General features: G+C 64.0%; 16 protein-coding genes. 8 read left to right on the plus strand and 8 right to left on the minus strand.

All coding sequences use genetic code 11. The annotated features are described in order from the left end of the window. The first annotated feature begins 358 nt into the window (after positions 1–358). Both DIE23_RS17930 and proP read left to right on the plus strand, forming a co-directional pair. Positions 359–1426, plus strand: a complete 1068-nt coding sequence (locus DIE23_RS17930; RefSeq protein ID WP_124613355.1) for a porin — start codon at positions 359–361, stop codon at positions 1424–1426. 502 nt (positions 1427–1928) lie between these two features. Further along, on the plus strand, positions 1929–3398 hold the full coding sequence (gene proP / locus DIE23_RS17935) for a glycine betaine/L-proline transporter ProP (protein ID WP_124613356.1): 1470 nt from the start codon (positions 1929–1931) through the stop codon (positions 3396–3398). A gap of 79 nt (positions 3399–3477) precedes the next feature. Here the strand turns inward: proP and DIE23_RS17940 are convergent, their stop codons facing one another. The 6 genes from DIE23_RS17940 to DIE23_RS17965 form a co-directional block, all read right to left on the minus strand. Next, positions 3478–4302, minus strand: coding sequence for an alpha/beta fold hydrolase (locus tag DIE23_RS17940; RefSeq protein WP_124613357.1), 825 nt, complete (start codon positions 4300–4302; stop codon positions 3478–3480). A 214-nt stretch (positions 4303–4516) separates the two neighbouring features. Continuing rightward, positions 4517–6076 carry a methyl-accepting chemotaxis protein gene (locus DIE23_RS17945; RefSeq protein WP_124613358.1) on the minus strand — a complete coding sequence of 520 codons (1560 nt, stop codon included), beginning with the start codon at positions 6074–6076 and terminating at the stop codon, positions 4517–4519. 172 nt (positions 6077–6248) lie between these two features. Beyond that, positions 6249–7340: a beta-propeller fold lactonase family protein gene (locus DIE23_RS17950; protein ID WP_124613359.1), complete on the minus strand. Its 1092-nt coding sequence runs from the start codon at positions 7338–7340 to the stop codon at positions 6249–6251. A 91-nt stretch (positions 7341–7431) separates the two neighbouring features. Beyond that, positions 7432–8784 (minus strand): TRAP transporter large permease, encoded by a 1353-nt coding sequence (locus DIE23_RS17955; protein ID WP_124613360.1) that lies wholly within the window; start codon positions 8782–8784, stop codon positions 7432–7434. Positions 8785–8788: 4 nt separating this feature from the next. Continuing rightward, positions 8789–9367 carry a TRAP transporter small permease gene (locus DIE23_RS17960; protein ID WP_124613361.1) on the minus strand — a complete coding sequence of 193 codons (579 nt, stop codon included), beginning with the start codon at positions 9365–9367 and terminating at the stop codon, positions 8789–8791. After that, entirely contained in the window at positions 9364–10350 is a 987-nt protein-coding gene (locus DIE23_RS17965; RefSeq protein ID WP_124613362.1) for a TRAP transporter substrate-binding protein, read from the minus strand. Before DIE23_RS17965 ends, DIE23_RS17960 begins: the two co-directional genes overlap by 4 nt. 547 nt (positions 10351–10897) lie before the next feature. On the opposite strand from DIE23_RS17965, the gene DIE23_RS39585 reads away from it, so the two are divergent. Continuing rightward, positions 10898–11041, plus strand: coding sequence for a hypothetical protein (locus DIE23_RS39585; RefSeq protein WP_185646482.1), 144 nt, complete (start codon positions 10898–10900; stop codon positions 11039–11041). A gap of 311 nt (positions 11042–11352) precedes the next feature. On the opposite strand, the gene DIE23_RS17970 is transcribed toward DIE23_RS39585, so the two are convergent. Together DIE23_RS17970 and DIE23_RS17975 are read right to left on the minus strand one after the other, a co-directional pair. After that, on the minus strand, positions 11353–12033 hold the full coding sequence (locus tag DIE23_RS17970; protein WP_124613363.1) for a GntR family transcriptional regulator: 681 nt from the start codon (positions 12031–12033) through the stop codon (positions 11353–11355). A gap of 333 nt (positions 12034–12366) precedes the next feature. Continuing rightward, a complete protein-coding gene (locus DIE23_RS17975) occupies positions 12367–13236 on the minus strand; it encodes an IclR family transcriptional regulator C-terminal domain-containing protein (protein ID WP_124613364.1) in 870 nt (289 codons plus the stop codon). 506 nt (positions 13237–13742) lie between these two features. On the opposite strand from DIE23_RS17975, the gene iolC reads away from it, so the two are divergent. Genes iolC through DIE23_RS18000 form a run of 5 tightly spaced genes read left to right on the plus strand, consistent with a single transcriptional unit; the run spans position 13743 to position 20236 of the window. Continuing rightward, positions 13743–15740, plus strand: coding sequence for a bifunctional 5-dehydro-2-deoxygluconokinase/5-dehydro-2-deoxyphosphogluconate aldolase (gene iolC, locus DIE23_RS17980; RefSeq protein WP_124613365.1), 1998 nt, complete (start codon positions 13743–13745; stop codon positions 15738–15740). Further along, the gene (gene iolD, locus DIE23_RS17985) at positions 15737–17653 is read left to right on the plus strand and encodes a 3D-(3,5/4)-trihydroxycyclohexane-1,2-dione acylhydrolase (decyclizing) (RefSeq protein ID WP_124613366.1); all 1917 of its coding nucleotides are present in this window, start codon (positions 15737–15739) and stop codon (positions 17651–17653) included. Before iolC ends, iolD begins: the two co-directional genes overlap by 4 nt. A 2-nt stretch (positions 17654–17655) precedes the next feature. Beyond that, positions 17656–18495 carry a 5-deoxy-glucuronate isomerase gene (gene iolB, locus DIE23_RS17990; RefSeq protein ID WP_124613367.1) on the plus strand — a complete coding sequence of 280 codons (840 nt, stop codon included), beginning with the start codon at positions 17656–17658 and terminating at the stop codon, positions 18493–18495. Then, positions 18492–19277, plus strand: a complete 786-nt coding sequence (locus DIE23_RS17995) for a TIM barrel protein (protein ID WP_124613368.1) — start codon at positions 18492–18494, stop codon at positions 19275–19277. The genes iolB and DIE23_RS17995 overlap by 4 nt, the downstream gene beginning before the upstream one ends. A 38-nt stretch (positions 19278–19315) precedes the next feature. Beyond that, positions 19316–20236, plus strand: a complete 921-nt coding sequence (locus tag DIE23_RS18000; RefSeq protein WP_185646483.1) for a sugar phosphate isomerase/epimerase — start codon at positions 19316–19318, stop codon at positions 20234–20236. Positions 20237–20283: the final 47 nt, after the last annotated feature.

Here is a 20283-nt window from a genome sequence, read left to right on the forward strand (position 1 = left end):
CCGAAGACGCGCTCGGGCAAGATCATGCGGCGCCTGTTGCGCTCGCTCGCGAAGGGCGAGGCGATCACGCAGGACACATCCACGCTCGAAAACCCGGCGATCCTCGACCAGCTTGGCCAGTCGCTCTGAATGACGAGGCCGGCACCGGCCGGCCCCACCCCACATCCTCGACGCACGCGCGTTCCGGCGCCCATCCCGGCCATGAACGCGTCGCGCGCGGCCGCCACCCGGCCGCGCACGTGCGTCCCGCCGCGCCCCACCCTGCGTGCGCGGCCTGCGCGACGGACACCGCTACGTGGGCGTCCGTCGCATCCCCTGTTCGATGCATCGACGTACAACAACACTGGAGACACCCACAATGAAAAGCAGAATCGTGATCGGTTGCGCCGCGCTGGCAAGCGCGCTGGCCAGTACCGGCGCCTTCGCGCAAAGCAGCGTGACGCTGTACGGCAACCTCGACGCCGCGTTGCTGTATACGAGCAAGACGCTCGACGCCGCCACCGGCGCGAACGCCGGCCATCAGTTCGCGATGACCGACACCGGCATGACGCCGACGACGTTCGGAATGACCGGCACCGAGGATCTCGGCGGCGGCCTCAAGGCGAAATTCCAGCTCGAAAGCGGCTTTGCCGTCACCAACGGCGCGTTCGCCCATTCGAACGGCAACTTCTTCGGCCGCCAGGCATGGGTCGGGCTCGACGGCGGGTTCGGCACGGTCAAGGCCGGCGTGCAGTACTCGCCGTTCCTGCTCGCGATCTTCGATTCGGATCCGCGCAGCTTCTCGCACTTCGGCAGCGGGCTGATCAACTACGTCGACAACGTGCTCGTGACGGGCCTGTTCAACCCGAACGCCGTGTCGTACACCAGCCCGACGATCGCCGGCCTCACCGGCAGCGCGATGTTCGCGTTCGGCGGCAAGGCCGGCGACTTCCAGGCCGGCCGCCAGTATTCGGCGAGCCTCAAGTACGAGCGTGGCGGCTTCATGATCGACGCCGCGTTCTACGACGGCAACGACGGCACCAACCCGACGCCGACGCCGAGCACCGTCGCGTTCGTCGGGCGCACGATCGGCGCCGCGTACCGGTTCGGCCCGGTCACCGCGAAGGCGTCGTTCGCGAGCTACAAGGTCGGCGGATCGTTCAGCAACAACGTGTACGGTGGCGGCCTCGACTACCAGGCGACGCCGGCCGTCGACCTGAACGGCGGCGTCTGGTTCACCAGCGATCGCAACGACACGGCCAATCACTCGCTGCTCGCGGCCGTCGGCACGACCTACAGCCTGTCGAAGGCGACCGCGCTGTACGCGCAGGTCGCGATGGTCAACAACCACGGTGCGATGAACACCGGGCTCGGGATCAACAACGCGCTTTACGCGGTCACCGGCACGACCGTCGGCGCGAACATCGGGATCCACCACATGTTCTGATGCGCGGGCGGCGGTTTCGGTGCCGAATCGCCACCATCATGAATTCGCAGTCCGAATGATATTGCGCCGATTTCGGCACGCAGGGATGCGTCCGGATTCGGCGCCCTTTCCATCGCGTGCGAGTCCGTGCGCGACGCATCGCCCGCCTCATGCCCGCACGATCCGCAACGTGCTGGATGCATGCTCGTCGCAAGCGCGGTATAGACTACAATCGGTGCGGCGCGGACCGCCGAACGCCTGCCCGGCGTATGACGTGACGAGTTGCCCGGCAGCGCCATCCGTGTCGTTTACGACCGTTTTCCGGGCGCATGACCGATAGTCCACGACCCCCGTTTCTCTACACTGCTTCACACCAACACACCCTTGCCGGGTGTCGCGTGCCGCGCGCCGCGCCACCGACATCACGGCGATCCAGAGACAACCGCCTTCTTCCCCCGACGATCCCGCGCCAGCCCCCGCGCGTCCGTTCGATCGGCCGCGAAGGCCCTTCCAGGAGCGTTCATTGAGTTCATCGCAAGCGCACCCCGCGAAAGCCCGGTCTTCGCGCAAGGCCATCAAGCTGGATGACATTACGATCGTCGACCCTGCCGTCCTCAAGCGCGCAGTCGGGGCCATGGCGTTCGGCAATGCGATGGAATGGTTCGACTTCGGCGTCTACAGCTACATCGCCGTCACGCTCGGCAAGGTGTTCTTCCCGTCCAGCAACCCGTCCGCCCAGCTGCTCGCGACCTTCGGCACCTTCGCCGCCGCGTTCCTCGTGCGCCCGCTCGGCGGCATGGTGTTCGGCCCGCTCGGCGACCGCATCGGGCGCCAGCGCGTGCTCGCCGCCACGATGATCATGATGGCCGTCGGCACCTTCGCGATCGGCCTGATCCCCGACTACGCGTCGATCGGCATCATGGCGCCCATTCTGCTGCTCGTCGCCCGCCTGGTGCAGGGCTTCTCGACCGGCGGCGAATACGGCGGCGCCGCCACCTTCATCGCCGAGTTCTCGACCGACAAGCGCCGCGGTTTCATGGGCAGCTTCCTCGAATTCGGCACGCTCATCGGCTACACGCTCGGCGCGGCCACCGTCGCGATCCTGACGGCGACGCTGTCGCAGGAAGCGCTGCTGTCGTGGGGCTGGCGCGTGCCGTTCTTCGTCGCCGGTCCGCTCGGCCTGATCGGCCTGTACGTGCGGCTCAAGCTCGAGGAGACGCCCGCGTTCAAGAAGGAAGCCGAAGCGCGCGAAGCGGACGAACGATCGCGCCCGAAGCAGTCGTTCGGCACGCTGCTCGTCGAACAGTGGAGGCCGCTGCTCCAGTGCGTCGGCCTCGTGCTGATCTTCAACGTGACCGACTACATGGCGCTGTCGTACCTGCCGAACTACCTGTCGGCGACGCTGCACTTCAACGAGACGCACGGGCTCTTCATGGTGCTGCTCGTGATGGTGCTGATGATGCCGATGACGCTCTACGCAGGGCATCTGTCGGACAAGGTCGGCCGCAAGCCGGTGATGATGTTCGGCTGCGTCGGGCTGCTCGTGCTGTCGGTGCCGGCCTTGCTGCTGATCCGCGTCGGCGGGACGCTGCCCGTGTTCGGCGGGATGCTGATCTACGGCACGCTGCTGTCGACCTTCACCGGCGTGATGCCGTCGGCGCTGCCCGCGCTGTTCCCGACGCGGATCCGCTACGGCGCGCTCGCGATCGGCTTCAACGTGTCCGTGTCGATGTTCGGCGGCACGACGCCGCTCGTCACCGCGTGGCTCGTCGATCGCACCGGCGACCTGATGATGCCGGCCTACTACCTGATGGGTGCATCGTTCATCGGCATCGTGTCGGTGCTCGCGCTGCGCGAGACCGCACGGCGGCCGCTGCCCGGCTCCGCGCCGTGTGTCGCGAGCCGTGCGGAGGCGCAGGACCTGATTCGCCGCGGCGCCGACGAAGGCCGCGTGCGCGACCGCAAGTTCACGCCGATCGGCGAACGCGCGTAACGCAGTCACGATGCAACGCCAGCCGTTGCATCGTCACGCGACGCCGCGCGGCGCCCGCCGCCGGCATCGCGCGTGGCGTTCAGCCCGCCGCGAGCTGCTGCTCGCCGAACCAGTCGAGCAGCATCCGCGTGACGAACGCGGGATTCTCCAGGTTCGAGATATGGCCGGCGTCCGGCACCAGCGCATGGCGGCAGCCGATCACGCTCGCCATCTTCACCGTCTCCGACGGCGGGCGCGCCATGTCGCCCGCGCCGCACATCAGCAGCGTGCGTTCTGCATCCAGTTCCGCGAGCGCGGCGAGCGTATCCGGCCGCCCGAAGATCAGCCGGCCGAGCGGGACGATCGATTCCCGCAGCCGGTCGGCCGGCAGGTTCGCGAGCGCGGCGCGAAAGGCGGTCGGCACCGGGTCGGCCAGGTTCACGTCCGGCCGGAAGAACAGCGGCACGATCGCATCGAGCAGCGGCGGCACGATGCAGCCGGCGGCGGCGATCGCATCGAGCATCCCGAAGTAGCGCAGCCGCGTCGCTTCGGGTTCGGCCTCGAGCGACGCATCCATCAGCACGAGCGAGCGCACGCGCCGCGGTTCGCGCAACGCGAGCCGCGCGCCCCACATCCCGCCGACGCTGAGCCCCACGACCGCGCACTGCTCGATCGCCAGCGCATCGAGCAACGCGCTCGCGTGCGCCGCGAGATCGTCGAGCGTCTGCGTGCCGTCCGGCATCGGGCCGGACGCGCCATGCCCCCACAGGTCCGGCACGATCACGCGATAGCGGCTCGATAGCGCGTCGATCTGCGGCGCCCACATCGCCGAGTCCCACAGGTAGCTGTGCCCCAGGAGCACCGGAAATCCGGTGCCGTGATCCTGGTAGTGCAGCGTATTGCCATGAACGATTCGAGTGGGCATCGGGCCTCCGGGTATGACGACGATCGGCAGCCGCCCGCAAGCGGGCGCTGGGTCAGTGGCGCGGTGCGAAAAACGCGCGCCGCGAATCATCGCACAGGTGTGCTACGGCGCGAACGACAAATCGCCGCCCGATTCGCGACACAGTGCGCCGGTTCGCTTCGTCGTCGCCCGGTAATCGACCGATTTCATCAATGGGCCCGGTGTGCCGCCCGGTTCACCCCGCCCGCGCAACCCGGAAGACCGACATCGCGGCCTGCATCGAGCCGGCCTGCTGCTCGAGCGCCGTCGCGGCCGCACTGGCCTGCTCGACGAGCGCCGCGTTCTGCTGCGTCATCTGGTCCATCTGCGTGACCGCCTGGCCGACCTGGTCGATGCCCGCGCTCTGTTCGACGGTGGCCGTCGTGATCTCGGTCATGATCGTCGCCACGCGGCGCACCGACGACACGATCTCGCCCATTGCCTGCCCTGCCTGCGTCACGAGCGCGTTGCCGTCGCGCACGTCGTCGATCGACGCGCCGATCAGTTGCCGGATCTCGCGCGCGGCGCTCGCGCTGCGTTGCGCGAGCGTGCGCACCTCGCCCGCGACAACCGCGAAACCGCGCCCGTGCTCGCCCGCACGCGCCGATTCCACCGCCGCGTTGAGCGCGAGAATGTTGGTTTGAAAAGCAATGCCGTCGATCATCCCGGTGATCTCCGCGATCTTCTGCGAGCTCGTGTTGATCACGCCCATCATGTCGACGGCGCGGCCGACCAGTTCGCCGCCGTGCTGCGCGAGGTCCACCGCGCTCGCCGCGAGCGTGCTCGCCTGCTGCGCGTTGTCCGCGTTCTGGCGCACCGTCGACGTCAGCTGCTCCATGCTCGCGGCCGTTTCCTCGAGCGACGCCGACTGCTGCTCGGTGCGGCTCGACAGGTCGTGGTTGCCTGCCGCGATCTCGCGCGCGGCCGTGTGGATCGCGTCGCTGCTGTCGCGCATGCCGGTGACGGTCGTCGCAAGGCCCACCTGCATCCGCTTCATCGCCGAGAACAACTGACCGATTTCGTTACGGCCGGCATCGGGCACCGTGACGGTCAGGTCGTTCGACGCGATGCGGTCGAGCAGCGCCGCCGCGCTCGCGAGCGGCCGCGACACGATCGCGCGCAGCGCGAAGTGCGTCGCGACGATCAGCGCGAGCGCCAGCGCGACACCGATGCCGACCATCGCGATGATGCGCGTGTAGGCGGCGTTGTCGTCGTCGATCGTGTCTTCCGCCAGCTTGTTCGCCGTGCGCTGGAATTTCTCGACGTTTGCCGAATACACCTGGCCGGCGAGCGTGATTTCCTTGTCGTTGATCTCGGCATACGCGGCGGTGTCGCCGTTGCGCAGCGCGTCGGTCGCGCGGGCGAGGACGCTCGCGAGATGCGTCGACGATTCGACCAGCGCCTGCTTCAGGTCGGCACCGAGGCTGCCGATCGGCGCGGCCGCCTTGAACGCCTGCGTTTCCTTCGCGGACAGGTCGAACGTGCGCTGCGCGCTTTGCAATGCCGAGTCGCGCTGTGCCGGGTCGTTGTGTTCCTTCAGCGCCGAGTACGCGCGCACGAGTGCCGAGCGGGTACGGGTGCTGTCCTTGTACGCGTCGTTGACGAGCGACGTCTGCGTCGCGATGTCGTGCAGGCGCTTCGCATTCGTGTTCGCGCTGCCGAGCGCAACGATCCCGACGATGCCGCCGACGATGATCATCGCGGCGAACGCGGCCAGCACGGCGAGCAAGCTGTTTTTTACCTTCAGATCGCGCATGGTGAATCGACTCTTGAAGTTGTCCCTTGTCGGTTAACGACAGCGATTTCGCCAACTTGAGTCGATCGGGCGCACCGTCGATGCGCGGCCTTGCATCGCCCGCACGCGCCGAACGCGAAACGGACGGCACGCGGGGCACGCGCCCGACGCCGCCCGCTTCGTCGCAAGCCGATCAGTTCGTCCCGTCGTACGTGACGATCTCGACCCAGTTCGCGCCCTTGCCGACCGGATACTTGCCGATTTCGTCGAGGTGTCCGTTATCGCGGTCGATCCGGTACACGGCAAGCGTCGGCGACTGCTGGCCCGCCGCGAGCAGGTACTGGCCCGACGGATCGATCGCGAAACCGCGCGGCTGCCGCTCGGTCGCGAACGTGCCGATCCGTGCGAGCCTGCCCGACGCCGCGTCGACCCGGTATGCCGCGAGCGTGCTCGACGTGCGCTCCGACGCGTAGAGGAATTTGCCGTCCGGCGTCAGGTGCAGGTCCGCGCCCCACGGCTTGTCGCCATGGAAATCCGGCGGCAGGATCGACACGGTCTGGATCGGCCGCGCATCGGCACCGCCATGCGACAGCGCAAGCACGTGCAGCTTGCCGTCGAGTTCGTCGATCAGGTACGCGAACCGCCCGTTCGATGAAAACACGAAATGGCGCGGCCCCGACTTCTCCGGCAGCCGGTAGGCGGGCTCGCCCGTGTCGGTGAGCTTGCCCGTCGATGCATCGAACGGCAGACGCAGCCACGCATCGGCGCCGAGCACCGACGCGAACGCGTAGCGGCCATCCGGCGACTGGCGGATCGCATGCGCCATCGGGCCCGTCTTCACCGTCTGCTGCACGTCGCCGGCCACGCCGTTCCCGCCGATCCGGTTGACCGCGAGCAGGTTGCCGCCGTACGACGCGGAGAACAGGTAGCGGCCCGACGCATCGGTCGACACATAGGCCATGCTGTCCGCGAGCGGTGCGCGGCCCAGCTCGATCAGCCGCCCGTCGAGCGGATTGATCGCGAAGCTGACGACGCGATACGGCGTCGAGCGCAGCGCCGCATACAGCCGACGATGATCGGGCGACACCGCCATCGGCATCACGGTGCCGTCGACCGGCACGGTTTCGATCGCGCGCAGCGCGCCGGTCGACGTGTCGACGCCGAACACCGAGATGTCGCGGCTGTCGCTGTTCGATACGTACGCATACGTCGCGGCATGCGCGAGCGATGCGGTCAGCGCGAATGCGGCGGCCGCGACGGCGCGCCATGCTGTCTTCTTGTTCATGTAGGTTCGCTGTGCGTGAGGGAAACCGTTGACGTGACCGCGGCGCCGGACAACCTCGGTCGTCCGGCGCCGCGACGGGCGAAACACGCGCTCAGAACACCGCGTGCCCGCTGATCAGGCTCGGCAGCCAGGTGGAGAAGAACGGCATGTACGTGACGATGTTGATCGCACTGAAGATCGCGAGGTAGTACGGCCACGCCATCTTCGTCGTCTCGCCGATCGACACGTTGCCGATCGCGCAGCCGACGAACTGCACCGATCCGATTGGCGGGTGCACGAGGCCGAGCGAGCAGTTCAGCAGCAGCATGATCCCGAACTGCACCGGCCCGACGCCGCACGCCATCGCGATCGGCAGGAACAGCGGCGTCGTGATCAGGATGTGCGCGGCCATGTCGACGAACGTGCCGAGGAACACCTGGATGATGTTGATGTACAGCAGCATCAGCCACGGCGCGGCGGTCGACTGCTTCAGCAGCCCTTCGATCGCATCCGGAATCTCCAGGTACGACATCTGGAAGCGCAGCATGTTGGACACGGCGATCAGCAGCAGCACGACGCCCGTCGTGCGCGCCGCATGCGACAGTGCACGACGCAGCTTCTCGGCCGTCAGCGTCCGGTAGACGACCGCGGTCAGCACGAGCGAGTACACGACGGCGATCGCGGCGGCTTCGGTCGCGGTCGCAATCCCCTTCGCGACGCACACGAGGATGATCGCGATCACCATCAGGCCCGGCACCGCGCCGACGAAGCTGCGCAGCACCGCATACCAGCCCGGAAACGACGGCAGCGCGGACGAACCGTCTTCACGGCGCGGATAGCCGTGACGCACGGCCTGCCAGTACGCGGCGGCGAGCACGAAGCCCATCACCCACAGCACCGGCAAGAGGCCGGAGAACAGCAGGTCGCCGATCGACACGCCGCTCACCTGCTGGCCGTGCAGCATCCCGGTGATCCCCTGCGCGGCGAACGCATAGATGATCATGTTGGTCGACGTCGGCATCAGCGCGCCGGCGAGCGACGCATGGGTCGTCACGTTGACCGCGTAAGCCGCGCTGTAGCCTTCGCGCTTCATCAGCGGAATCACCACGCCGCCCATCGCCGACGTATCGGCCGTCGGCGAACCCGACACGCCGCCGAACAGCGTGCACGCGACGACGTTGGCCATCCCGAGGCCGCCGCGGAAGTGTCCGACGGTCGCCTGCGCGAAACGCAGGATCCGGTCCGCGATGCCGCCATGCAGCATCAGTTCGCCGGAGAAGATGAAGAACGGCACCGCGAGGAACGAGAACGCGTTCATCCCCGAGATCATCGCCTGCATCGCGGTCGCGATCGGCAGCCCTTCGACCATGTAGGTCAGCACGCACGAAATGCCGAGCGCGAACGACACGGGCACGCCGAGCACGAGGAATATCAGAAAACTGACGGACAGGATCGCGAGTTCCATGGCGTTATTGTCCCGACGAAGAACGACGAAGCGCGAGCAGGTGCTCGAGCGAGAAGAGGATGATGGCGATCGCCGCGGGAATCGTGATCAGGTAGCGCACGCCTTCCGGCAGCCCGATGATCGGAATGTGGTCGCCCATCGTCTCGGCGGCCATGCTGCCGCAGCCGATCATGATCGCGATCGCGAACGCGATCAGGCTCAGGTGCTGGATCGCGATCACCACAGTGCGCGGGCCCGGCGACAGGCGCCGCACAAGAGAATCGAGGCCGATGTGGCCGCCGTCGCGCACCTTCATCGCCGCGCCGAACATCGCGATCACGATCACCAGCAGCAGCGCGATCGGCTCGACGAAATCGGGCGCGTTCTCGAACACGTAGCGCATCACGACCGCGTAGAACACCAGCACCGTGAGCGCCGCGAGGCACAGCGACGCGACCACGGCCAGCGCGCGGAACAGCAGGTCGTTCACACGGCGCAACAGCGGCGCCACCGCATGCGGCCGGCACGGCGCCGCACCGTCCGCGGCGGCCGCGTCGGGCGAACCCACGGCCGCGGCGCCATTCAGCGAAGTGCGACGGGTCACTTGGTTGCCTCGATCTCGTCGACGATCTGCTTCATCTGCGGCGTCTTCTCGTACTTCGCCCACAGCGGCTGCATCGCCTTCACGAATGCCGCGCGGTCGATCTGCGCGGCCGGCAGGATCTTCGCGCCGCCCTTCGCCACCGTCTGCTGCGCCGATGCCTCGCGCGCGGTCCACAGCTTCTGGTAGTACGGCACCGAATCGGCCGCGGCCTTCCTGATCGCGGCCTGTTCCTGCGGCGACAGCGTGTCCCAGATCTTCTTCGAGAACACCAGCACTTCCGGCGTCATCGCGTGCTGCGTTTCCGAGTAGTCGGGCGCCACCTCGAAGTGCTTGGTTTCCTCGTACGACGGCAGGTTGTTTTCCGCCGCGTCGACGAGGCCCGTCTTCAGGCCCGTGTAGACCTCGGCGAACGGCATCGGCGTCGGCGTGCCGCCCATCGCCTTGATCTCGTCGACCATCAGGTCCGACGGCTGCACGCGCACCTTCAGCCCCTTCATGTCGGCTGGCGTGCGCACCGGGCGCTTCGCGTAGATCGAGCGCGCGCCGCTCTCGTAGAACGTCAGCGCGATCATCCCCTTCGCCGCGAACGCGTCGAGGATCTTCTGGCCCGCCGGGCCGTACATCGCCTTGCGGAAATGGTCGACGTCGCGGAACAGGAACGGGAACGACGGGATCAGCGACTCCGGCACGATCTCGTTGAACGACGCGCCGTTCACCCGCGCCATGTCGATCGCGCCGATCCGCACCTGGTCGACCGTGTCCTTCTCGGAGCCGAGCGCGCTGTTGCCGAACACCTTGATCGAGTCCTTGCCGCCCGTCAGCTTCGATAGCTCGTCGCCCATGTACTTGACCGCCATGTTGGTCGGGAAGCTGTCGCCGTGCACGTCCGCCGAGCGGAACACGCGGGCCTGCGCGGACACCGCGAAGCCGGCCATCAGCGCGACGGCCAGTGCGGTACGGGAGCGGGTGAATCGGTGCTTCATCTTCAGTCTCCTTGCGGTTGCTCGTTGTTTGGCGGCAATCCGGGCGGCATCCGCCTGCGTCGGTGCGGGGCCTTCGCCGAATCGCAGTCATACGTTGTATGACGTGTCGGAGCGAATGTACGTCGGTTAATCGTTTAACTCACTTGGTGCATACCCCTATAAGTGCCTCTGTAGCGGGTTGACGGCGGGATAAGGGGAAAAGCCTTCTCTGTTTGACGGGCAGCCAGCGAAACGTTTTCCGGGAATGGGCCAACATTTGAATCGACCCGGTGTTGTGTCGTTTTCCCGACGCCGAACGCTATCTTTCGTTTCCATCTCCATAGTTATAGGATGACTGACTACGAAGCAACCACGGCACCGCGACGCCACGAGCCCGCGCCGGCCGGACCGCATATGCGGCGCGACCGCACCCGCGACGCCCTCCGCGACCACCCGCGCCGAAAGCGGGTGCCGGAAGCCCGTCACCCCCGTTTCATCGCGTGTCGCCGCAGCGGGCACGCGTGATGCGTGCCTGCCGCGACATCGGAAACGCGACAGGAGGTGTGCGATGCAGACGACCAGAACGCCGGCGGGACAGAGTCAGGACACGCCGTTGAACCCGGGCGACGAAGGGCCGCCCGATGCGCCGGGCGTCGGCGAGGATCTGTGCGGCCTGTGCCGCGGCACCGGCATGGTGGAAGGACAGCAGTGAGTGGTGTGTGGCGGCACCGGCAAGGTGCTGCAGGGAATCGGCGGCGGGTAGTCCGGGTGAATTCGAGAATGGGGCCGGGCGGCTTTAGCGTAGCAGAGCGATGTTCTTATCGATTCGGCCTTGAATCGTGTGCAACGTCTGTTCGGTGATCCCATGCGGATACAGCTTCCTGGCCAGCACCGCACACTGGCTGGCCACGTTGCAAAAGCGGGGTGCACTCGGGCACCCAACGGACAAGAGCCATTCGACCGGATACGTGCTGCGCGAAACGCCGGAATATCCGCCAGATCAGATCGCGCGCGTGAACGCCCTCAACGACCCAGACGCCGATCCCGCAGAAACGCATTCAACTCGCCGCCCGCATGTTCGATGTGACGCTTGAGCAGCGATGCCGCCGTGCGCGCATCGCCCTTGCGGCACAATGCGACCAACTCGGCATGTTCGGATTCGGCCACGTCGCGCGCGGCCTCGGACAACGACAGCTGCACGCGCGTGTAGCGGTCAGTCTGCTGCAGCAGCGACGCGACGATCGCCGCCGTCTTCGGCTGGTCGGCGCGCGACAGCAGCACATGATGCAGCTCGGTGTTCAGTTCACCCCAGCGTCCGGACTGGCTCGCGTGCAGCACCGCGCTGTATTCCTCGAGGATCGCATCGAGCCGCGCGAAATCCTCGGCGGTCAGTTTCGGAACCGACTTTTTCAGCAGCACGGGTTCGAGCAGCGCGCGCAACTCGAACAGTTCGGTGATGTCCTCCGGGGACAACTCCGAGACGATCGCTCCCTTGTGGGGCAGGATCTTGACGAGCCCCTCGCTCTCCAGCTGCACGAGGGCTTCGCGCAGCGGGATGCGGCTGATGCCGAGCTCGGTCGCCAGCGCATCCTGGCGAAGCTGGTAGCCGTCGACATACTCCCCTGTCAGGATACGGCGGCGCAATTCATTCGCTGCGGCTTCGGCGCGCGTGGCGTAGACAAGAGCAGGGCGTTTCTCGTTCATGTTGCGGTTCGGACGGAGGATGGCGGTCAGGCAGGCGCCGGTGCGGCGGCGGATATTGCATATTTTCTACAATATTAGCAGAGCGGTCTTGCGGTCGAGGGTCGGTGGCCGCATGGCTTCACGCTGCCGCGCCCTGCGGGCGGCCGACAAAAAGGTTCTTCGTGGATTTCCGCGGATATCGCTTGCCAACCCTCAGCGGACGGTCACTGAGTCGACCAACCGTGGGTCCTTTTGGGTTGACAGCGGTCATACGATGGCCGGCATCGCTCCGACTTTCCTGCAAAGGAGCCATCATCCCCGTTGCGGAAGAGAATCACGTCACTCCCTGGTCGCTTAAAGGATCAAGGAGTTGCCCAGCACCCTCGCGGCTTGGTGCAGGGGTTCGAAATACCGTTCAGCTGCCTCCTTCTCAGTGATTAGATTCCCGTGGATGATGATATTCAGTCCAGCGACATAATTGCCGGCGCTGTCCCGTATCGGCACGGCGATCGAGCAAAGATGCGGCTCAATCTGCTCGCTCGTGAATGCATAGCCATCCGTACGGACCTTTTGAATCAGGACCTTTAGTTCGTCCGGATCCGTCACCGTATGTTTGCTATATGCCTGGAACCGGTTGGTTCTAAGGTAGTTTTCCAACTCCGGCTCTGGCAAGTGCGCGAGTAGCGTTCGACCAATCGATGCGCAAAAGGCCGGTAGACGCCGACCAACATTCAGCGCCGGAGAAAGCACGCGGGAAGAGACCGAACGCGCCAGATAGACGATTTCGTCGCTATCGAGCACAGCGAGCGCGCACCCGTGGCCTAACGATTCTCCGAGTTGATCAAGAATGGGCTGAGCCAGTACGGCAACGGGCGAGGTCGACAGGTATGCGTGTCCCAGCGTCAGGATTCGCGGCCGCAGATAGAAATGCTTGGAGTCGTCCATCGCGGCAAAGCCGAGTTTCGTCAGGGTGTACAGACTCCGGCGAGCCGCTGCTCGCGGTATCCCGGTCAGATAGCTGACTTGAGCGATTGAAATCCGCTTGCGCTTCTCCGACAAAGTGAGAATCACTGCCAGTCCACGCGCCAATGCGGTAACGAAGTCGGGGTCATCGCGGTACCGCGCCATCGCGCCAGCGAGATAGGAATGTGGGTCGAGGCCCACCGGCGACGACGTGATGTCCTCGCTGCCCGCGGGCTGCTCCGACTTGACCCTGGATTTCATAAGATTTGCTCCCAAAAATTCCACACGTTCAACCGACACACCCGACTCTCAGCCGGGATCGCCGATCTCTGGTCTGACGAAACCAAGTCGTCCTTTCAAAACATGGTGACACGAAAGTGTGCGTATGTCGCACACTTTGTCGACACTCGCCCACTTTCGCTCTGAAGAAGACGTTAGGATTCAGTCAAACGCAGGTCGACCCCGACCTACGCTCAATAATCCGGGCCGTTGTCGCCGGGCCGCCGAAGCCAATATCCAACGGTTGACGTCGCGGGAATAGCAAAAGGAAAAGAGACAGACATGCAACAACCAGATCCTCGCCGACCATAAGGCGCGAGCGAAGCACGGGAATCGCTCACGCAACCGTGCTTCCCGACGTTCACCGTCGACGCATCCTGGCGACAGATCTCGCCTCCTAGCCATCGGCTTTTTCCGCGTTTCCAACTTATTGACCAAATGCGGCTCATCCGATCACAGGGTGATCGATACCTGAAATCGATAAAATCATGGAACTTAGTATGCCTAACATTGAAAAAAGCCGATTTTCTGCTGGACGCTCCGTCGACGTCGTGTGTCTCGGCCGACTGGCGGTCGATCTTTACGCGCAGCAAGTCGGCGCGCGCCTGGAGGACGTCTCGAGCTTTGCCAAGTACCTCGGCGGTTCGTCAGCGAACATCGCATTTGGCTGCGCCCGTCTCGGACTTAATTCGTCAATGCTGTCTCGCGTCGGGAACGATCACATGGGTCGTTTCCTGACCGAGACGCTGATGAACGAGGGTTGTGATGTGAGCCATGTCCGCATCGACGCGGAGCGCCTCACTGCATTAGTCCTGTTGGGACTGAAAGACCGCGACACCTTCCCTCTTGTCTTCTACCGTGACAACTGCGCCGACATGGCGATCGACGAATCGGACTTCGACGAGTCGTTTATCGCATCATCAAAGGCCCTGTTGATTACCGGCACGCATTTCTCGACAGATCAGGTGAATCGCACAAGTCGTCGCGCCCTTGAATACGCACGCCGCAATGGGGTTCGCACAGTCCTCGATATCGACTATCGACCGGTTCTGTGGGGACTGGCCGGGAAGGCCGACGGAGAAACCCGATTCGTCGCGAATGAAAGCGTTTCCGAGCATCTGCAGGACATCCTCCCGTTGTTCGACCTCGTCATCGGGACCGAGGAAGAGTTTCTCATCGCTGGAGCAACTCAGAATCTGACACAGGCGCTCGCTGCCGTTCGCGCCGTGACTGACGCAACACTCATCGTGAAACACGGCCCCCTCGGCTGTCAGATCATTGAAGGCGCGGTGCCGATGTCGATCGACGACGCGCCGATTCACGGTGGGGTCCGAGTCGAGGTCTTGAATGTGCTTGGTGCCGGTGACGCATTCGCGTCCGGCTTTCTCTCGGGCTGGTTGCGTGACGAACCCCTTGATGCGTGCGCGCGCATGGCAAACGCATGCGGCGCCCTCGTCGTGTCGCGTCACGGCTGCGCGCCCGCCATGCCGACCCCCGCGGAACTGGCGCACTTTCTTGAAGCGGCAGCGCAAGAGCCTGCTCGAATGACTCGTCCGGATCTCGACTCCAGACTCGCGCATCTGCACCGGGTATCGCCGGCCCGCAAGGAATGGACCGAAGTGCTTGGCTTCGCCTTTGACCATCGGCCGCAATTCCTCGAAATGGCGCGGCAAAACGGCGCAGACGAAACAAGAATTGCCGCATTGAAGGCGCTCTTCGTGGAGGCTACCGCTCAGACCGAAAAGCACCTCGCTCTGGAAGGCAGAATCGGCGTGCTGATCGACGGGCGCTATGGCCAGGACGCCCTGAATGCTGCAACGGGGCGCGGCTGGTGGATCGGTCGCCCCGTCGAATTGCCAGGTTCCGTTCCACTTGCGTTCGACCACGGTAGGTCCGTTGGAACAACGCTGATCGACTGGCCGCAAGAACACATCGCGAAGTGCCTTGTGCAATATCATCCGGATCACCCCGCCGAGTTGCTGCTCGAGCAAGAGACCCAGATCCAGGCGCTCTACGACGCAGTGAAAAAGAGCGGCAACGAATTGCTGCTCGAAGTCATCGTCCCTAAAAATGGTCCTGCGATCAAGGACGATACGGTGTACCGGGCCCTCACCCGTTTGTACAACATTGGCATTTTCCCGGAGTGGTGGAAGCTTGAATCGATGAGCCGCGCTCAGTGGCATGACATCGACCGGCTCATCGCAGAGCGTGACCCCTACTGCCGCGGTGTCGTGTTGCTCGGTCTGTCCGCGCCGATCGACAAGGTGTGTGAGGGATTCAAGGCAGCAGCCTCGTCCGCTACGTGTCGCGGTTTCACGGTAGGTCGGACGATCTTCAACGAACCGAGCCGTGCCTGGTTCGCAGGTGAAATCGACGATAGCGAGCTGATCGCCCGCGTACGCAAGACGTTCGAGACCTTGATCGAGGCGTGGCGCGCTGCACGCGCGAATGCCGAAAGCCTGGTGTCGCAGGAGCGTACAGCATGAATCGCGTCGAACGCCGTGCCGTAGTACGAGACGAAAATGCTGATTGCCAGACGCTTCGTCTCACCGTTGCACAAGCTATCGTACGCTATCTCGGCGCGCTCCGGACTGAATCGGGGGAACCGCTCTTCGGCGGGGTTTTTGCGATCTTTGGTCACGGCAACGTCGCGGGTATCGGGGAAGCGCTCTATCAATACCGCGACACGTTGCCGACTTATCGCGCGCATAACGAACAGGCGATGGCGCACACCGCCATCGCCTACGCGAAGGCACACATGCGCCGGCGCATGATGGCCGTCACCACCTCGATCGGTCCCGGGGCCACCAACCTCGTTACTGCCGCCGCGCTTGCACACGTCAACCGGTTGCCGGTGTTGCTTCTTCCTGGAGATACCTTCGTATCGAGAGCGCCGGATCCGGTGTTGCAGCAAATCGAAGACTTCCACGACGGCGGTGTCTCGGCCAACGACGCGCTCAAGCCCGTATCGCGGTACTTCGATCGAATCATCCACCCGGCTCAGTTGCTGAGCGCGTTGCCGCGTGCCATTCGTGTACTCACCGACGCCGCGATGTGTGGCCCCGTGACACTTGCACTGCCACAGGACGTACAGACGATGGCATTCGACTACCCGGCATGGTTCTTCGAGCCGCGTGTCGTCGAGTTTCATGCACCAGAAGCGGTACCTCGTGAGATCGAGCGTGCGGCCGATTTGTTGCGCCACGCCGAACGCCCGCTAATCGTATCCGGCGGTGGCGTGCTGTACGGCGGGGCCGCGAATACCTTGCGTCAATTTGCCGAGCGGCATCGTATTCCTGTTGCCGAGACGCAGGCCGGAAAAAGCGCGCTTGCGTGGGATCACCCTCTCCTGCTCGGCGGCGTCGGTGTGACCGGCGCCACTTCCGCAAACGAGGCTGCCGCCGAAGCAGATTGCATTGTTGGTGTCGGCACCCGACTGCAGGACTTTACGACGGGATCGAACTCGTTATTCGCCGGGGCGAGACTGATCAGCATCAACGCGAACGCTTTCGATGCCATCAAGCAGAACGGCATCGCGGTCGAAGCCGATGCCTGCGCCGCGCTCGAAACCTTGAGCGCCGCGTTGGGAGAGTGGCGTGCCCCCTCGCCGTGGACGGCCGGTGCGCAGCGGCGCGCGCAACGCTGGCGCGACACCGTCGCTCTGGTCACTCATACGTGGCTTGACGGACGTCTTCCCAACGAAGCCGACGTCATCGGAGCGGTCCAACGGTCGAGTGAGCGATCTGCCAGCGACGACATCGTGGTCTGCGCGGCCGGAACACTCCCGGCGGATCTCGAGAAGTTCTGGCGCACCAGCACGCCAGGCGGCTATCACATGGAATACGGCTACTCATGCATGGGTTACGAGATCGCCGGTGGACTGGGCGTGAAGCTCGCCCGACCAGAACGCGAAGTCATCGTGATGGTGGGCGACGGCAGCTATCTGATGATGAATAGCGAACTCGCTACTTCGGTGATGCTCGGCGCCAAGCTGATCGTCGTTCTCCTCGACAATCGCGGCTTTGCCTGCATCAACCGGTTGCAGCAAGCGTGCGGGAGCGCTCCATTTAACAACCTGCTTGACGATTGCCAGCAAGGGCCCGACGGCGCCCCGATCATCGATTTCGCACTGCACGCAAGATCGATGGGCGCTCTCGCAGAGCATGTTGCCAGCCAGAAGGATTTCGACGCCGCGATGCGACGCGCGCGCGCGACCGATCGAAGCTATCTCATCTGCATCGACACCGATCCCAACCGGCCGTCAAAGGACGGCGGCTGCTGGTGGGAAGTTGCAGTCCCCGCGGTCTCCCAGCGCGATGCTGTACGGGACGCGCGAACGGGTTACGAAAGCGCGCTGGCCGCACGCGCAAAGCGTTCACGAGCTGCGCGAGGAGAATGACGATGAGCCTGCTGGTAAAGGGGTCTGACAAAGGACAGACCATTAGTCGGGTAACGCCTGAGTCGGCTAACTGGAAGCATGTCGGGTTTGCCGCCTATCGTATCGGGCAAGGCAGTTCCGTGACGATCGACGAGCCGAGGCGCGAAGTATGCATCGTGGTTCTCACCGGAAGTGTGAGCGTCGAGGCTGGCGAACAGCGTTGGGAGTCAATCGGTACTCGACAAAGCGTCTTTGAAAATCAGGCACCGTATGCCCTGTATCTTCCGCCCGGCCTTCCCGGACGCGTGTACGCCGAAAGCGCAGCCGAAATAGGCGTTGCCAGCGCACCCGGGACAGGCGTCTTCCCACCGCGCCTGATCACTCCCGACCAAATGAAGCGCACGACACGCGGGACGGGTGCGAACACCCGCTACGTCTGCGACATCCTCCCTCAGACCGAGCCCGCCGAAGGGTTACTCGTTGTCGAGGTGATAACGCCAGGGGGCCATTCGTCGAGCTACCCGCCCCATAAACACGATCAGGACAACGTGCCGATCGAAAGCTCGCTCGAGGAAACGTACTACCACCGCCTTGATCCGCCGCAGGGGTTCGCGTTTCAGCGCGTGTATACGGACAACCGCGATCTCGACGAAACGATGACTGTCGAAAACCACGACGTCGTGATGGTGCCGCGCGGTTATCACCCGGTTGTCGTCCCTTATGGCTACGACAGCTACTACCTGAACGTCATGGCCGGAGACAAGCGCACCTGGCATTTTGCGAACGATCCCGATCACGACTGGATCGCCGTGCGGGACAGAAAACGCCTCGATGCGACGGCAACGAAAGAGGAAAAGCAATGAGCCGGCCAAAGCTTGCGGTTAACGCGGAAATGACGTTCACGGATCTGCCCTTCTACGAGCGGATCGGACGCTTGCACGATCTAGGCTTTCGCGTGGGCCTGTGGAGCCTGGACGGCTACGATGTCGATCGGCTTGCCGACACGGGTGCGACCTATTCGATGATCGACGGATGCGGCCGCGGTAACCTGGCAGTGTCCGACGCATCCGACGCGATGATCGCGTCAATTGCGGAACAAATTCCACTTGCCAAGGCCATCGGACGACCGTCGCTGAATCTGCACGGCGGCAAGCTGACCAAGGATGGTCCCGCGGTGAATCCCATCTGGCACGTAACAGGTGAGATGTGGATGAACGCGAGGAGCACGCTGTGCCGGATCGCCGAGCTAGGCGACCAGCACGACGTCGATTTCACGATCGAGAATCTGAATCCATTGGATCATCCGGGCGTCCCCTTCCACAGGGCGACTGACATTCTCGCGCTCGTCAAATCGGTCAACAGCCCTCGTATCCGCATGAACCTTGATCTTTTTCATGCACAAAAGGATGGCGGAAACCTGGTCGATTTGCTCGAAAGGTGCCGTGGCTATGTGGGAGAAGTCCAGATTGCCGATGTGCCCATGCGTGACGTTCCCGGTCGCGGAGAGATCCACTATTCCAACATCGTCGACGCGATGGTCAAGCTTGGATACGACTGCAGCGTCGGCCTCGAGGCATTTGCGCCGGGCGATTGCGAAGCCGAGCTCGCCAGATTCAGAACCATTTTTTCGGCGTTTCACGGCTGACAGGCAACCCGAAAAATCAGAGCATGAGGAGTCGTCGAATGAAGATTGGTGCCATCACAAACCACATTAGCGAAGACCTTGAGTACGGTCTCAAGGTATTGCGCGAGTTGAACCTCCCTTACGCAGAATTCTGCGGCGCGTGGAACCTCTCCGCCGGCTGTCACGATGAAGTGCAGACAGAGGAAATCGTGCGACTTGTCAAGGCATCAGGGTGCCCTGTATCGGCCGTCTCGCCGCGCTCGTTCTACATGCTTCCGGTTCTCACGACCGATGTCGCCGACGCGGAGTATCAGCAGGATCTCGCCGCATTCCGCAAGTCGATTGCGCTTGCAAAGCGGCTCGGTACCCGGCTCGTGCGTGCGATGCCGTTTCAGCGACCACCGGTAATCTTCGGTGCACACGGCGCTGAACGGTTCCTCGCAAACCAGAACCGTGCGTGGCCCAGCTTGCTCCGGCTATACGAGGAGCCATTGCGTATCGCTGAAGAGAACGACATTGTGATCGCAGTGGAAACGGGCTTCGATACGATGCTCAGTTCCTGTTCCCTCGCCGCACGTATGGTCGAGGAAATGGGATCGAAGCATCTGCGCATCATGCTCGACACCGGCAACAACCTCTATTCGACCGAGACGCCCTATCCGGAAGCCTACGAGAAGATTCGCGATTATCTCGTGCACATCCAGCTGAAGGACGCGCGCGTGGACGTCAAGAACGGCACCGTCGAATTTTGCGCACTGGGCGAAGGCGATCTGGCCGAATATCTTGTGCCGCTTGCGGATGCACTTCGCGCCGACAACTTCGACGGCGTGGTCTCGCTGGAAAACGTCTACCGCCCCGTGGGCGATACCCTCGAAGAAAGCTTCCGTCGCTCAGTGGGACGATTCATCGAAGTGTTTGGCTCTGCCCCGGAATCGACAGGTCACAAGGAAACTCGGAAGAGCGTCGCGACGAGCGAATAGTCGCGCAGTCACAGGTCGAAGCTGTTCTTGAAAGCTTCAAGCAGCCT

This window comes from Burkholderia sp. Bp9143 (assembly GCF_003853645.1).
Taxonomy (GTDB): domain Bacteria; phylum Pseudomonadota; class Gammaproteobacteria; order Burkholderiales; family Burkholderiaceae; genus Burkholderia.

What these genes read in the sequence shown, in the direction of transcription:
- iolC (WP_124613365.1), top strand. Translation starts at nt 13,743, where the DNA reads ATGGAACTTAGTATGCCTAACATTGAAAAAAGCCGATTTTCTGCTGGA.
- iolB (WP_124613367.1), top strand. Translation starts at nt 17,656, where the DNA reads ATGAGCCTGCTGGTAAAGGGGTCTGACAAAGGACAGACCATTAGTCGG.
- iolD (WP_124613366.1), top strand. Translation starts at nt 15,737, where the DNA reads ATGAATCGCGTCGAACGCCGTGCCGTAGTACGAGACGAAAATGCTGAT.
- DIE23_RS17995 (WP_124613368.1), top strand. Translation starts at nt 18,492, where the DNA reads ATGAGCCGGCCAAAGCTTGCGGTTAACGCGGAAATGACGTTCACGGAT.
- DIE23_RS17955 (WP_124613360.1), bottom strand. Translation starts at nt 8,784, where the DNA reads ATGGAACTCGCGATCCTGTCCGTCAGTTTTCTGATATTCCTCGTGCTC.
- DIE23_RS17940 (WP_124613357.1), bottom strand. Translation starts at nt 4,302, where the DNA reads ATGCCCACTCGAATCGTTCATGGCAATACGCTGCACTACCAGGATCAC.
- DIE23_RS17975 (WP_124613364.1), bottom strand. Translation starts at nt 13,236, where the DNA reads ATGAAATCCAGGGTCAAGTCGGAGCAGCCCGCGGGCAGCGAGGACATC.
- DIE23_RS39585 (WP_185646482.1), top strand. Translation starts at nt 10,898, where the DNA reads ATGCAGACGACCAGAACGCCGGCGGGACAGAGTCAGGACACGCCGTTG.
- DIE23_RS17950 (WP_124613359.1), bottom strand. Translation starts at nt 7,340, where the DNA reads ATGAACAAGAAGACAGCATGGCGCGCCGTCGCGGCCGCCGCATTCGCG.
- DIE23_RS17970 (WP_124613363.1), bottom strand. Translation starts at nt 12,033, where the DNA reads ATGAACGAGAAACGCCCTGCTCTTGTCTACGCCACGCGCGCCGAAGCC.
- DIE23_RS18000 (WP_185646483.1), top strand. Translation starts at nt 19,316, where the DNA reads ATGAAGATTGGTGCCATCACAAACCACATTAGCGAAGACCTTGAGTAC.
- DIE23_RS17930 (WP_124613355.1), top strand. Translation starts at nt 359, where the DNA reads ATGAAAAGCAGAATCGTGATCGGTTGCGCCGCGCTGGCAAGCGCGCTG.
- DIE23_RS17965 (WP_124613362.1), bottom strand. Translation starts at nt 10,350, where the DNA reads ATGAAGCACCGATTCACCCGCTCCCGTACCGCACTGGCCGTCGCGCTG.
- DIE23_RS17945 (WP_124613358.1), bottom strand. Translation starts at nt 6,076, where the DNA reads ATGCGCGATCTGAAGGTAAAAAACAGCTTGCTCGCCGTGCTGGCCGCG.